Annotated in this window: 17 protein-coding genes and 2 tRNA genes; 9 read left to right on the top strand and 10 right to left on the bottom strand. The window is 60.5% G+C overall.

The window, feature by feature from the left end; all coding sequences use genetic code 11:
* Window positions 1-94 precede the first annotated feature (94 nt).
* Entirely contained in the window at window positions 95-592 is a 498-nt protein-coding gene (locus DXY35_RS07025; protein ID WP_115081702.1) for a YajQ family cyclic di-GMP-binding protein, read from the bottom strand.
* A gap of 99 nt (window positions 593-691) precedes the next feature.
* On the opposite strand from DXY35_RS07025, the gene DXY35_RS07020 reads away from it, so the two are divergent.
* Entirely contained in the window at window positions 692-1,108 is a 417-nt protein-coding gene (locus DXY35_RS07020) for an MAPEG family protein (RefSeq protein WP_115161484.1), read from the top strand.
* On the opposite strand, the gene DXY35_RS07015 is transcribed toward DXY35_RS07020, so the two are convergent.
* The 3 genes from DXY35_RS07015 to ebsA are packed head-to-tail and all read right to left on the bottom strand — an operon-like array spanning window position 1,109 to window position 3,154.
* The gene (locus DXY35_RS07015) at window positions 1,109-1,645 is read right to left on the bottom strand and encodes a DNA recombination-mediator protein A (protein ID WP_115081700.1); all 537 of its coding nucleotides are present in this window, start codon (window positions 1,643-1,645) and stop codon (window positions 1,109-1,111) included.
* Between the two features lie 16 nt (window positions 1,646-1,661).
* Window positions 1,662-2,759 (bottom strand): phosphotransacetylase family protein, encoded by a 1,098-nt coding sequence (locus tag DXY35_RS07010; RefSeq protein ID WP_115081725.1) that lies wholly within the window; start codon window positions 2,757-2,759, stop codon window positions 1,662-1,664.
* A 26-nt stretch (window positions 2,760-2,785) separates the two neighbouring features.
* Window positions 2,786-3,154: a type IV pilus biogenesis protein EbsA gene (gene ebsA, locus DXY35_RS07005; RefSeq protein WP_115081699.1), complete on the bottom strand. Its 369-nt coding sequence runs from the start codon at window positions 3,152-3,154 to the stop codon at window positions 2,786-2,788.
* A gap of 36 nt (window positions 3,155-3,190) precedes the next feature.
* Here ebsA and DXY35_RS07000 point away from each other — a divergent pair, with 36 nt between their 5' ends.
* Window positions 3,191-3,928 (top strand): SDR family oxidoreductase, encoded by a 738-nt coding sequence (locus DXY35_RS07000; protein ID WP_115081698.1) that lies wholly within the window; start codon window positions 3,191-3,193, stop codon window positions 3,926-3,928.
* Here the strand turns inward: DXY35_RS07000 and map are convergent.
* Entirely contained in the window at window positions 3,909-4,754 is an 846-nt protein-coding gene (map, locus tag DXY35_RS06995) for a type I methionyl aminopeptidase (protein WP_115081697.1), read from the bottom strand. The genes DXY35_RS07000 and map overlap by 20 nt on opposite strands.
* A gap of 53 nt (window positions 4,755-4,807) precedes the next feature.
* Between map and DXY35_RS06990 the strand changes: the two genes are divergently transcribed.
* The 6 genes from DXY35_RS06990 (at window position 4,808) to gltX (ending at window position 7,698) form a co-directional block, all read left to right on the top strand.
* Window positions 4,808-5,095, top strand: a complete 288-nt coding sequence (locus DXY35_RS06990) for a PepSY domain-containing protein (RefSeq protein WP_115081696.1) — start codon at window positions 4,808-4,810, stop codon at window positions 5,093-5,095.
* Window positions 5,096-5,120: 25 nt separating this feature from the next.
* Complete coding sequence (gene rplS, locus DXY35_RS06985; RefSeq protein ID WP_115081695.1) at window positions 5,121-5,594, top strand: 50S ribosomal protein L19; 474 nt, start codon at window positions 5,121-5,123, stop codon at window positions 5,592-5,594.
* A gap of 60 nt (window positions 5,595-5,654) precedes the next feature.
* A tRNA-Trp gene (locus tag DXY35_RS06980) sits at window positions 5,655-5,727 on the top strand.
* Between the two features lie 37 nt (window positions 5,728-5,764).
* Window positions 5,765-5,953, top strand: coding sequence for a hyperconserved protein Hcp (locus tag DXY35_RS06975; protein WP_006043540.1), 189 nt, complete (start codon window positions 5,765-5,767; stop codon window positions 5,951-5,953).
* 216 nt (window positions 5,954-6,169) lie between these two features.
* Window positions 6,170-6,243: transfer RNA gene (locus DXY35_RS06970), tRNA-Asp, on the top strand.
* Window positions 6,244-6,264: 21 nt separating this feature from the next.
* Window positions 6,265-7,698 carry a glutamate--tRNA ligase gene (gltX, locus tag DXY35_RS06965; protein WP_115081694.1) on the top strand — a complete coding sequence of 478 codons (1,434 nt, stop codon included), beginning with the start codon at window positions 6,265-6,267 and terminating at the stop codon, window positions 7,696-7,698.
* Here gltX and DXY35_RS06960 read toward each other — a convergent pair.
* The 4 genes from DXY35_RS06960 to wecB are packed head-to-tail and all read right to left on the bottom strand — an operon-like array spanning window position 7,642 to window position 10,825.
* Window positions 7,642-8,907: a sodium:proton antiporter gene (locus tag DXY35_RS06960; protein WP_115081693.1), complete on the bottom strand. Its 1,266-nt coding sequence runs from the start codon at window positions 8,905-8,907 to the stop codon at window positions 7,642-7,644. The genes gltX and DXY35_RS06960 overlap by 57 nt on opposite strands.
* Window positions 8,897-9,142 (bottom strand): hypothetical protein, encoded by a 246-nt coding sequence (locus DXY35_RS06955; RefSeq protein ID WP_115010390.1) that lies wholly within the window; start codon window positions 9,140-9,142, stop codon window positions 8,897-8,899. The genes DXY35_RS06960 and DXY35_RS06955 overlap by 11 nt, the downstream gene beginning before the upstream one ends.
* On the bottom strand, window positions 9,142-9,744 hold the full coding sequence (locus DXY35_RS06950; protein WP_115081692.1) for a DUF1643 domain-containing protein: 603 nt from the start codon (window positions 9,742-9,744) through the stop codon (window positions 9,142-9,144). The genes DXY35_RS06955 and DXY35_RS06950 overlap by 1 nt, the downstream gene beginning before the upstream one ends.
* The gene (wecB, locus tag DXY35_RS06945; RefSeq protein WP_115081691.1) at window positions 9,713-10,825 is read right to left on the bottom strand and encodes a non-hydrolyzing UDP-N-acetylglucosamine 2-epimerase; all 1,113 of its coding nucleotides are present in this window, start codon (window positions 10,823-10,825) and stop codon (window positions 9,713-9,715) included. Before wecB ends, DXY35_RS06950 begins: the two co-directional genes overlap by 32 nt.
* Window positions 10,826-10,938: 113 nt before the next feature.
* On the opposite strand from wecB, the gene DXY35_RS06940 reads away from it, so the two are divergent.
* Window positions 10,939-12,108, top strand: coding sequence for a type IV pilus twitching motility protein PilT (locus DXY35_RS06940; RefSeq protein ID WP_170950540.1), 1,170 nt, complete (start codon window positions 10,939-10,941; stop codon window positions 12,106-12,108).
* Here the strand turns inward: DXY35_RS06940 and DXY35_RS06935 are convergent, their stop codons facing one another.
* On the bottom strand, window positions 12,109-12,285 hold the full coding sequence (locus DXY35_RS06935) for a chlorophyll a/b-binding protein (RefSeq protein ID WP_114988300.1): 177 nt from the start codon (window positions 12,283-12,285) through the stop codon (window positions 12,109-12,111).
* Window positions 12,286-12,327 lie beyond the last annotated feature (42 nt).

Raw genomic sequence — 12,327 nt, 5'->3', positions numbered from 1 at the left:
ACGGATTTGTGGCAGGAACTCACGATGACTGAGAGACCTTCAAGATCACTTTTGGAGTCACATCATCTCAACACCAAACCTTGCGATCTCCTTATCAGCGGTAGTTCTCAAACTGCAGAGGAACATCAAGATCATCTTCCTTACTCTTGACGAGCTGAATCGCGGCTTGCAGGTCATCTTTGCTCTTACCGGTGATCCGCACACTTTCACCCTGGATCGCCACCGTCACCTTTTTGAGCTCATCGCGCACCATCTTGCTCAACTTCTTCGCAATCTCCTGACTGAGGCCCTTACGCAGCTTCACCACCTGCTTCACCCGGTTGCCTCCGACGATTTCAGGTGTTTGAAAATCGAAAATCTTGAGGGAGAGGTTGCGTTTGGTCGCTTTGGTTCGCAGCACATCCTCCACCGCCTGAAGCGTCATATCACTGGCCGTTGTGATCACCAGCTCCGTTTCCTCAAGATCGATCTCGGTGCCGGAATCCTTGAGGTCATAACGGTTGCCAACATCACGACGAACCTGGTCAAGGGTGTTCACCAGCTCCTGACGATCAAAGTCAGAGACCACATCGAAGGAATAAGTGCTGGCCATGTCGCAAACCTGTCGATCCTCCAGTTTAGAAACCCGTCGATCTCCAGCAGGGTGCTGTCCACCCAAGCCCGTTAGGGTCCCGGGGATTGATTGGATGTCATGACCCCTGCGTTTGCCTGGGCCCTTTGCCTGATGGGAGCCGTCGTGATGGTGAGCATCGTGCTCACCGGTGCCGGACGGGCCAAAGCAGACTTCACCATGGCGGATCTTCAGGCGCCTCGGGCGATGTTTGAACGGCTGCCCGCCTTCGGGCAGCGCGCCGTGTGGGCACAGGAGAACAGCTGGGAAGCACTGACCCTGGGGGCACCGGCCATGCTGTTGTGTCTGATCAGCGGAGTCAGCAGCCCCACGGCCATCGCAGCAGCGTGGATCTGGCCAGGCATCCGATTTGTTTATCTGTTTGCCTATGTCGGCAACGTCCCACCCCTGAGGGGACTCTGCTGGGCTACGGGGGTGACTGCCGTTGGCATCTGCTACGTGGAGGGACTGCGGGCCGTGATCAGCGCCGCCGGCTGATCAGTCGAAATACAGAAGGCTCACCACCTTCCCCATGTCCTCAGCAGTTCGTGCACTCGCCAGCAGGGTTTCACTGTCGTGAAATGCGAGACAGATCAACTGATCACAGCGGTTGATGATCTCTTGATTGCACAAACTGCTGGCCATCGGCAAGGGCAGGTCGTCCTGTTCAGGCTTGTCCACAAGGTGCAACACCCGATCCAGGAGATCTCGGATTTCAGGAACCTGCCGATCGAGGCTCTGGGGCAAAAGCACGGTGAGCTTGGAGGGATCCACCTCAAGACACCCGCGAATCACTGCTGCATTCACCCCCTGAGATCCGGATGTGATCAGAGCATGGCCTTCCTGCACCAATGAGCGAGCCACCAATTCGATCAGGTGAACCGCCACAACGGGCACATGGCGGCTACCGAGAATGGCGATCCTTCGTTGGCTTTTGTCCTGCAGCAGAGCGAGTTCCTGCGCAAGCGTGTCAACCCGATCAAGAGCCGGCAGATCCAGTGACTGACCCAAGGAAAACTTGCCGCCTGATTTCATCGGAAGTTAGCAACCATCAAGCGTGCTGAACCGTCAGATTCAATGCATTGAAGAGCTGATCAAGCTTGCAATGCTCCTCCACAAGACGGAAGGCGTAGGTGGCCTTCACGGCTTCATGCAGGCGCACATGGCCGAAGGCCTGCTCAATCACCCCCACCGTGGCCAGGGTGTCGTGCTCCACCTTGAGCAAGGGCACATCCAATTCTTCGGCGCGATTGATCAATTGAGGGAGAGGTTCCCCAGCCCCGGTGAGAATCAAACATTGAGTTGAAGCCTCAAGGGCGGCCAGCTGGATGTCGGTGCGATCAGCTCCCGTCACAACAGCCATGTTGCGTCGTTTGCGGAAGAACTCCATGGCGGAATTCACATTCATCGCGCCGATGCTCAGGGTTTCCACCAGCAGTTCCTGCCGTTCCTGGCAACAGATCACCCGGGCATTGAGGCGCCGCACCAACTCGCCGACCGTGACGCTGCGCAGCAAAGGAGAACGGGGCATGACGCCAAACACCTGCAAGCCCAGGCCCTGCAAGGCAGGAACCACCTGTCGCTCCAAGCTGTCGACCTCTTCTGGAGTGACGGCGTTCAGCACCACTCCAACCAGACGGTCACCCAAGGTCTGCTTGGCCGCGAGCAGCGCATCCACACTGCGGCTGTCCTGCCAGAGGTGCACCAGAACGACCTTGGCATTGAGACCTGTGGCTAGCTGCGGAAGGCTAAGGCCGTACAGCAAACCCTCCTGGAGGCTTCCCGCACATTCCAAGAGTGTGAGTCCATCGTCAGACTGAATGCACTGGCGCAGCTCCGCAAAACCTTGGCCAGCGTCCAACTCGCCTTGGCCAAGCCGCTGGGCAGCTGTTGTCGGAGACAGCAGATGCATCGAAGGAATCAAACGCTCAGGCGGCAGATTCAGCGTTTCACCAACAAATCGAACGTCGTCGTCGATGAGTGGTTTAGGCAACGGCCCCTGGTTCGGATCCCAGTCCAGGCTTGTGGCCAGGGGCTTTCCGAACCTGATCTGCTGTCCGGCACGGGCGAGCTGCTGAGCAATTCCAAGAACAAGGGCCGACTTCCCACTGAACGGCTCACACGATCCGATCAACAGTGTCGTTCCCATGGAGGTGATGCCTGACACCACTGAATCTAGGCCTGTTCAGGAGCATCTCCGCGCTCGATCAACAACCACTGCCAGAACCCATTGGGCAAATCGGGCTTCGATAGCTGCGGATTGGAACAATCCATCAACCAGACCACCAGCTGATGGGTGGTGACGGCGAAATCAAAATCTCCCTCGGGATGACCGGGAAAACGAAGCTGACAGTCCAGCCTCTCCAGCGATGCAGCGACCCCATCCCAGCGGAGTTCGTAGGGGTGTCCACCACTTCCGGCCACCGGACGCCGCCCCTGCAGTGCGCCCCGCCCCAGGATCTGCAGGGCTGCGGATAGATCCTGCTCGCGACTGACGCCACCGCAGTAGGGAGCGAACAGAACCAGTTGGGCGGCATCTGACACAGCTGGTGCTTGATTCGTGCTCCGCTCGTTTCAAGGATGCCCCAAGCTGGCCCCATGGCCCAGTCCCCCTTTCTCGGCAAACGGATCGGCATCACAGGCGCTCGTGGAGCCCTCGGCGCAGCTCTGGCCCGTTGCTTCCGTTCCGCAGGCGCCCACGTCGTCGGTTTCACCCACGGATCCATACCTCCAGAGCAAGCGGACGGCCCACACCGTTGGGTGAGCTGGAGCTGCGGAGACGAAGCCAGCCTGGACGCCGATCTGGAGGAGCTCGATGTTCTGGTGCTGAACCACGGGATCAATCCTCAAGGCGGCCAAAGCCCTGAAGTGATCAACCAGGCACTGGAGGTCAACACCTTGAGCAGCTGGAGGCTGATGCAGCGATTTGAGGCCATCAGCAGAGCATCGCCGCAGGCTGATCCGAGGGAGGTGTGGATCAACACCTCGGAGGCTGAAATTCAGCCTGCCGTCAGTCCCGTGTATGAACTCACCAAGCGAATGCTGGGGCAACTGGTGAGCATCCGTGGTGCGGTGCTTGATGCCACCGGACGCAAAGCCCTGATCCTGCGCAAGCTGGTGCTCGGCCCCTTTCGCTCATCGCTCAATCCGATCGGGGTGATGGGAGCCGATTTCGTCGCAAGCCAAGTGCTTCGCCAGGCGAGCTGGGGGTTTCGCCTGGTGATCGTGACACCAAACCCACTGACGTATGTCTTGATGCCTCTGACCGAGCTTGGACGGCGGATCTACAGCCGGATCCTCAGTCGCCCCGATCGGTAAGGATCTCGCATCCATCACTGGTCACCAGAACGGTGTGCTCCCACTGCGCCGAGAGAGAGCCGTCGCGAGTGACGACAGTCCACTGATCCCGCAAGGTGCGGCAGGCCTTGCTGCCGGCATTAAGGATGGGCTCGATCGCCAGGGTCATGCCAGGACGCAGGGTGACGTTGGGGAGCTCGTCGGTGCGGAAATTGAACACGGAAGGTTCTTCGTGCAGGTTCCGGCCGACACCGTGGCCGGTGTAATCCTCCACAACACTGAAACCGTTGGCCTTGACGTGGTCTTCAACGGCTCCAGCGATATCCAGCAGGGTGTTACCTGCTTTGACATGGCTCAGACCAGCCATCAAGGCTTCCTTGGCAACACGGCTCAAGGTCTGTGCTTCCTGGGGTGCATCTCCCACGCAGATCGTGATGCAGCTGTCGCCGTGGTAGCCCTCGAAATAGGCGCCGGTATCCACCTTCAACAGATCGCCCTGGCGGATCACACGCTTCGGACTGGGGATGCCATGCACCACTTCGTTGTTGATGCTGGCGCAGATGCTCGCCGGAAAACCGTGATAGCCCTTGAAACTTGGGGTCGCCCCCATCTCTCGAATGCGTTTTTCCGCATAGGCATCAATATCTCCCGTCGTCTGACCTGGCTCCACCATTCCCATCACCTCCCGCAGCACGGTGGCGACGATGTGGCTGGCCTGGCGCATGATCTTCACTTCACGGGCTGATTTGATTTCAACGCCGCGACGCTTCTGAATGCGCGGGCCCGTCGCCGTCACTTGCCCCTGCGCTGCCTGGGTGGATGCCAGAAGATCAGCAAAGAGATTCATGGCTCAGCCCAATATCCGTCACGCTATCAACAGCAACCGAATTGATGCCGGTCATGTCGCTGCTTGCGCGCTTGCGGGAACTGCATCGAAGCGTTGCACCCTTCGTTCTGGCGCCTTTGCTGGTGACGGTGTTCTCCGGTGTTAGTTACCGCCTGGCCCGGGACTGGTTCGGAGCCAGCCGAGACCAGGTTCACTGGTTAATGGTCGTTCACGAGGGGGAATGGCTTGGTTCCACCTTGGAACCGGTCGTCGTTCTTCTCAACGCCATCGGCCTGCTGTGGATGCTGATCACAGGCATGGGGCTCCTGATGGAGCGATGGCGTCGAAAGGTACACTCATAGTTTGGCGATTCAACGCGGAGCTGGGATGGCAGCCGATTCGAAGGACACAGCGGTGACCGACGACAACACCGAAACGGCTGTGGAAACAGCACCTGAGGCAGCGGCGAAGGCCAGCAATGCTTCTGGTGCCCCTGCCAAGAAACTGAGCCCTGAAGCTCTGATTCGCTCCTTTGAGTCGGCTCAGCAGAAGGATGATCTCCCTGAGATCTACGTGGGCGACACCGTGCGCGTTGGTGTTCGCATCAGCGAGGGCAACAAGGAGCGTGTTCAGCCCTACGAGGGCGTGGTCATTTCCAAGCGCCATGGTGGCCTGAACCAGACCATCACCGTGCGCCGGATTTTCCAGGGCATCGGCGTTGAGCGGGTGTTCATGCTGCACAGCCCCCAGGTGGCTTCCATCAAGGTGGAACGGCGAGGTAAAGTGCGCAGGGCGAAGCTTTTCTATCTGCGGGAACGGGTGGGCAAGGCCACCCGCGTGAAGCAGCGCTTCGATCGCTGAGGTTTCGACCTCGTTCAATCAGTTGCCAACTTCAACGTTGGCTGAGGGGTACATCGCCTTGCGCCGTTAGTTCAGTTGGTAGAACGCAGGTCTCCAAAACCTGATGTCGGGGGTTCGAGTCCTCCACGGCGCGTCCGATGTTCCCCTCGTGCAGTTTCCCGGTTCTGAGCATGGAGTTGGATCTTCAACCTGGTGATGTTGTGAAGGTGTTGGAGTCAGCCGCCCTCGGCTGGGTCCGTGCCCGAGTGATACGCGTCAAGTCCGGCGGCCGTGTGGTCGTTCAGAGTGATCAAGGGCGTGAATTCACAGCCCGCGGCAATCAGGTTCGGCTCATTGAACCTGCAGGATTCCGTCCCTGAATTGTTGGTTATTCGGCGTTGAGCCGATTTTTTCCCTCATGTCCCGGCGACTCTGTCGTCGGGATTTTTTTGTGGCGGCGCCCGCATGACAAAACCAGGCTGATCCATGGCTCGGTTGTTGACGGAGGGCAGGGCGACAGTTGATACTGATCAGGTCGCGCAAGCGACGCAGATCAGATTCTTCGGAGCGCGTCTCACGAATTCTGAATCAGGTCTGGGACCGTAGTTCAACCGGTTAGAGCACCGCCCTGTCACGGCGGAAGTTGCGGGTTCGAATCCCGTCGGTCCCGTTCTCACCACCAAGAGCCACGATGGTGCGCGTTCGATTGGCCCCCAGCCCAACGGGCACGCTCCATATTGGAACGGCGCGAACCGCTGTTTTCAATTGGCTCTACGCCAAGCACGAGCAAGGCGCGTTCGTGCTGCGCATTGAAGACACCGACAAGGAGCGGTCCAAGCCCGAGTACACCCAGAACATTCTCGAAGGCTTGCAGTGGCTCGGGATCGATTGGGACGAGGAACCCGTCATCCAGAGCGAACGGGTTGGGCAGCACCGTGATGCCATACAGACCCTGCTCGATCGGGGACTGGCCTACCGCTGCTACGCCAGCGAAACGGAACTCACGGCCATGCGCGATGCGCAGAAAGCGGCCAATCAAGCCCCGCGCTACGACAACCGCCACAGGTCTCTGACCCCCGAGCAGGAGCAGGCGTTTCAGGCAGAAGGCCGTGAAGCGGTGATTCGTTTTCTCATCGATGACGCTGCCGAAATTCGCTGGAATGATCTGGTGCGTGGCGCCATGAGCTGGCGAGGCTCAGACCTTGGCGGAGACATGGTGATTGCCCGTCGCGCCCCGGCGGATCAAATCGGCGACCCCCTCTACAACCTTGTTGTGGTGGTGGATGACGCCGCGATGGACATCACCCATGTGATCCGCGGTGAAGATCACATTGCCAACACCGCCAAGCAACTGCTCCTCTACGAAGCGCTGGGCCTGCCCTTGCCGACCTTTGCCCACGCTCCTCTCATCCTCAATGCCGAGGGACGCAAGCTCTCAAAACGGGATGGGGTGACCTCCATCAACGACTTCCGCGCCATGGGCTACACCCCTGACGCCATCGCCAACTACATGACCTTGTTGGGGTGGTCCGTACCGGAGGGCATGGAGGAACGGTTCAGCTTGCGTGAGGCCGCAGCCGTTTTTGGTTTCGACCGCGTCAACAAAGCCGGGGCGCGTTTCGACTGGGACAAGCTCAACTGGCTGAATGCCCAGGTTCTGCATGGCTGGACGGCGGACCATCTTCTGGAGGAACTGACGCCGCTGTGGACCGAACGCGGTTGGACCCCTCCCAGCGACAAGAGCTGGTGCCTGGACCTCTGCACCTTGCTGGGGCCATCCCTCACCTTGCTTAAGGATGGCGTCGATCAGGCGGAACCGTTCTTTGATCGTCCGGAGCTCCAGGACGATGCGCTCGAGCAACTCGCGATCGAAGGAGCCAAGGCAGCCATTGCGGACCTGCTTCAGCGGCTCGAGAACAAGCCTTGGGACGGCAGCGACGTTGATCAAGCCAAGGCTTGGCTGGGGGATGCCGCCAAAGCAGCCGGTGTGAAGAAAGGGGTTGTGATGAAGTCCCTGCGCGCCGCTCTCCTGGGGCGTCTTCAAGGCCCCGATCTGATCACCACCTGGTCATTGCTGGCCAGAATCGGTGAGGACCTGCCGCGTCTGCGCCGCTGCCTCGGCTGAGGCAGGCTCGTCATCCTCAGCTTTGACTAGGCCAAGAGCCTGAGCCAACGGCTGAGCCGTGAGGCCCTGAAGACCAACGGTCATCAGGATGGTGAGGAACACCAACCCCTGAAGGCGTCCTGCCCCCAGGATGCCGGCCTGCTCCAAGCGAATCGCGAAGAGAGAGGCCACCGCTGCGGTGACGATGCCTCGCGGAGCGAGCCAACCAAGGAACAGCCGTTGTTCAAGCTTGTAGGGCAACCCGATGGTGGCCAGACCCACGCCGATCGGACGCACCACAAGCATCAACGATAGAACGCAGAGGATACCGCCCCAACCCAGCGGACTGAGTTCAGCCCAGGAGACGTCAGCAGCCAGCAGCGGAAACAGCATCGTGATCGCCAACTGCGCCAGTTCCTGAATCAAACCATCCAATTCAGCGGTGTGGGGGCCTGGACGCCGACCGACAACGATGCCCGCCGCCACCGAAGCAGGCAGGGCGGATTCAGGCAGAAGCCATTCACTGACGCCATACATCAGAAACAGCAAACCCAGACTGAGCTGAAGCGGGAGCCCCTTCAACTGATCGGGTTTGAGCCGTCGCAACAGCTCTGACAGCAGCCAGCCGACGCTCGCGCCAATCAGCACACCACCGCCCAATCGATACAGCAGGCCGAGCATCACCTCCCGCCAGCCGTGCAGGTTGCCAAGGACAAGCTCCAACAGCAGCAGGGCTAGAACGGCGCCGATGGGCTCAAGCACCAGTCCCTCAGCCTCCAGGACTTCGCCCAGAGGAGGTGCGAGCTGAATTTGACGCACCAGGGGTGTGACCACCGTTGGCCCCGTGGCCAGCACGATGGCACTGAACACAGCCGCAAGCGACCAGCTGAGCCCCGCAAGCCAATGGGCCGCTAACAGACCGCCCCCCAGGGAGATCAACAGACGCAGGGCTGCGATGCGCTGCACCGTGGCCTTGATCGTGTCTCCAGGCAGACGCAGATTCAGTCCGCCATCGAACAGCACCAGGCTGACAAGAAGACCCACCACGGTTCCAAGCCCGGAGCCCAGATCAAGGGGTTCCACCCAACCCAGACCAGAGCGACCGATCAGCAGCCCCGACAGGAGCAGCAACACCACCCCAGGAAACTCCGACTTGGCCGCCAGAAAACGGGCTGCAGCACCCGAGGAAACCGTGACGCCCCAGAGGAGGCCCAGACGCTCAGGCGTCATCGACAGAGGAGAACTGAGGTTCCACGCGCACGCCGATCACCGCTTGTGGGCGTACGACCAGATACTCGCCCTCCAGATCACTGAGGGGAACGTTGACGAAACCGCCCTGGTTCTCGGCATTGACCACCCCTTGGTACCACTCCTGGAAGGTCTCGAGTTTCGGAAAAAACACCCGTTCGGTTTGCCCTCCCACAAGGTGGAGATGGACGGCGTAGCGGCGGGGCGTACGGGACATCAGCGAGGAAAGACATCCATCACGGTCCCCACAGGATGACGGATCGGTTCCGGGTCTGCCCAGAGAAGAGGGCGAAGACAGGCGTTACGCGGGGCATAAAGCGGATGGCGCGGTTGCCCCGAGGCCGTCTGCCCGAGCATCAGAGGATGCGGTGAGTCGGGAACGGAGCGTCGGCGGTGCGGCAGCAAACGCTGAATGGTTCCAAGAACCAGCTGAGCCCGGTCCCATCGCGCCCCATTCGCCCCCCATCCACACCAGAGATCAACCCCAGATGTTCGGGACCAGTGGTTGAACCAGTGGTTCAAGATCGCGTCGTTCTGCTCACCGATGGGGTCCTTCACCCGCAGCAGCGCCGCCGGAGACGGCGACATCCGGGCGAACAGATTCAGCACCAGCAACTCCCGATATCCCCATTGCCTGGCGAAGCCGATCAAACGGCGCAGGGTCGGATCATCACGCTGGCCATCAGCTCTCGAGGGATTCAGTCCCACGAAAAGGAGGCACCCTTCGCCGGCACCCAGGCAGCGCCGCAGCCACCAGCGGTAACAGCCATCGCTGCTGAGGGACGCTTCAGACCCCGAGCTGTCGCCGACAGCACTCAAGGATGCGTTCGCTGGCGTGACCATCGCCGAAGGGGTTAACGGCGCGAGACATCTCTTGATAGGCCGTGGCATCACCAAGCAGCCGCGAGGTCTCCTCCAGGATCACATCGGGATCGGTGCCCACCAGCCGGGCGGTGCCCGCATCAACGGCCTCCGGCCGCTCTGTGGTTCGCCGCAGAACCAGCACGGGTTTGCCGAGCGCAGGGGCCTCCTCCTGGAGACCACCTGAATCGGTGAGCAACAGGCAGCAACCTTTCATCGCTGCAACGAGACGGTCGTAGTCCAGAGGTTCGGTCAGAACGACTCGGGGATGGCTTCCAAGCAGGGCCTGCAGCGGTTCACGCACCGTCGGGTTGCGGTGCATCGGCAGAAGAAGCGCCGTGTCGGGGTAGCGCTCAAGCACCTGCAGCATTCCTGCAGCGATGTTGTGCAGCCGCTCACCCCAGTTTTCACGGCGATGCACCGTGGCGAGGATCACCCTCTGTTGATCCCAGTTGAGGCCATCAAACTGAACATCCGGCGCCGATTCCGCCATCAACAACAAGGCATCGATCACGGTGTTGCCGGTCACGGCGATCTCCCCGACCACCCCGGATGTTTTCAGGTTGGATTCGGCCTTGAGCGTCGGCGCGAAATGAAGGGTTGCGATCTGAGAAAGGAGCCGACGGTTGGCTTCTTCCGGGAAGGGATCCAGAAGATTGTCAGTGCGCAGGCCGGCCTCCACATGACCAACCGGGATCTGCTCGTAAAACGCAGCCAAACCAGCGGCAAACGCCGTGGTGGTGTCGCCCTGCACCAGAACCAACTGCGGCGGATAGGCCTGAAAGTCTTCCCGCAGCCCCTGCAGCGCAGCACAGGTGACATGGGTCAGGGTCTGACGGGGTGCCATCAGATTGAGATCCTGATCCGCCTGGAGATGGAACAGATCCATCACCTGGCCCACCATTTCGCGGTGCTGACCGGTCAGGACGACACGGGTCTGAAATGCATCACAGGCTTGGAACGTCCGAATGACCGGAGCCAGCTTGATCGCCTCCGGACGCGTTCCCAGAACGATCGTGACGCGGGGCTGTTCAGCCATTCCATCCAGACGGACCGCTGGAGTTTACGGGCGTTAACCCGGAGAGAACAGTGAGAAATCCTTGCCAGTTCCAGCATCGAGACGATCCTGAAAACAGATCCCTCGCCATCAACGTGGCTCAGCCGGTTTTCCCCCCCAGCTTCCCGCCGCGCCCAACCGCCGCCCGTAGCCCAGAAGGACTTCGGGAGGTTCACAACCCGGCGCCCCGATCCGCTGCAGATGGCTCTCCAAGCCTCGAGGAGATCGTTCGAATCGCCCATGACGCCGGCCATTCCGATGTCCACCTGGGGGTTGGGGAAGTGCCGCGCTACCGGGCCCGGGGAGACATGCAGGGCACGGATTGGCCAGTCACCCGCGCCAAGGTCTTCCAGGGATGGCTCCAGGAAATCCTGACGCCACAGCAGATCGATGGCTTCAACCGCGACAAGGAATTTGACGGCTCCCATGCCTTCCCTTTCGTGCGCGTGCGCATCAACCTGATGGATTCACTGCGGGGCCCGGCGATGGTGCTGCGCCTGATTCCGCAGACGATCCTCACCATGGAGCAGCTGAATCTCCCCAGCGTGCTGGAGAGCCTCGCGGCCCGTCCGAAGGGACTGATCCTGGTGACCGGACCGACAGGGTCCGGCAAAAGCACAACCCTGGCGGCCATGATCGATTGGATCAACCGCAACGAGGCACGCCACATCCTCACGATCGAGGATCCCGTTGAGTTCGTGCACGAGAGCCGCAAGTCCCTCATCCGGCACCGGGAAGTGGGGTTACACACCCTCAGATTCCACAACGCCCTGAGGGCGGCCCTGAGGGAAGACCCCGATGTGATTCTGGTGGGCGAAATCCGGGATCGGGAAACCCTTTCCACGGCACTGGAAGCGGCCCAGACCGGCCACCTGGTGTTCGGAACGCTGCACACCAATTCAGCGGTGAAAACCGTGGAACGGGTTCTCGGCATGTATCCGCCTGAAGAGCAGGAGAGTGTGCGCCGTTCGTTGTCCGAGTCGTTGCTGGGGGTGATTGCCCAGGGCTTGATCAAAGCAACAGATGGAAAACGGGCTGCGTTTCACGACATCCTGATCAACACCGATGCCTGCAAGGACTACATCCAGCGGGGGGCGCTCGATGAGGTGGAGGACATCATGGAGCACAGCGGGTTTGATGGGATGGTGACCACCAATCAATCGCTGCTGGCCCTGGTGGAGGCGGGTCGCATTGAAGGCGATCAAGCGGTTGCCGTCAGCCTCAAACCCAACGAGCTGGCTCAGGCCCTGCGGGGCCGAAGCTAATCAGCCACCGCTGAACACACGCACCAAAAGAACAACAGCGATTCCTGCGGAGAGGCCGATCATCGCCAGACGGCCGTTCCAGATTTCGGCCTGTGGAGTGAAGCCACGCTTCCAGGCGTTCAGCTCATCAGCCTCCACGGGCTCCGGAGCATCGGGTCTGGTTTCCGGTTGGTCCACGACGCAGAGACCGAACAGTGCCTTCAAGCCTAAAAGGCTCAC

The sequence above is a fragment of the Synechococcus sp. N32 genome (assembly GCF_900473895.1).
Classification (GTDB): domain Bacteria; phylum Cyanobacteriota; class Cyanobacteriia; order PCC-6307; family Cyanobiaceae; genus Parasynechococcus.
The sequence above is the reverse complement of the archived record's forward strand: the minus strand, read 5'-3'. Positions and strand labels throughout refer to the sequence as shown.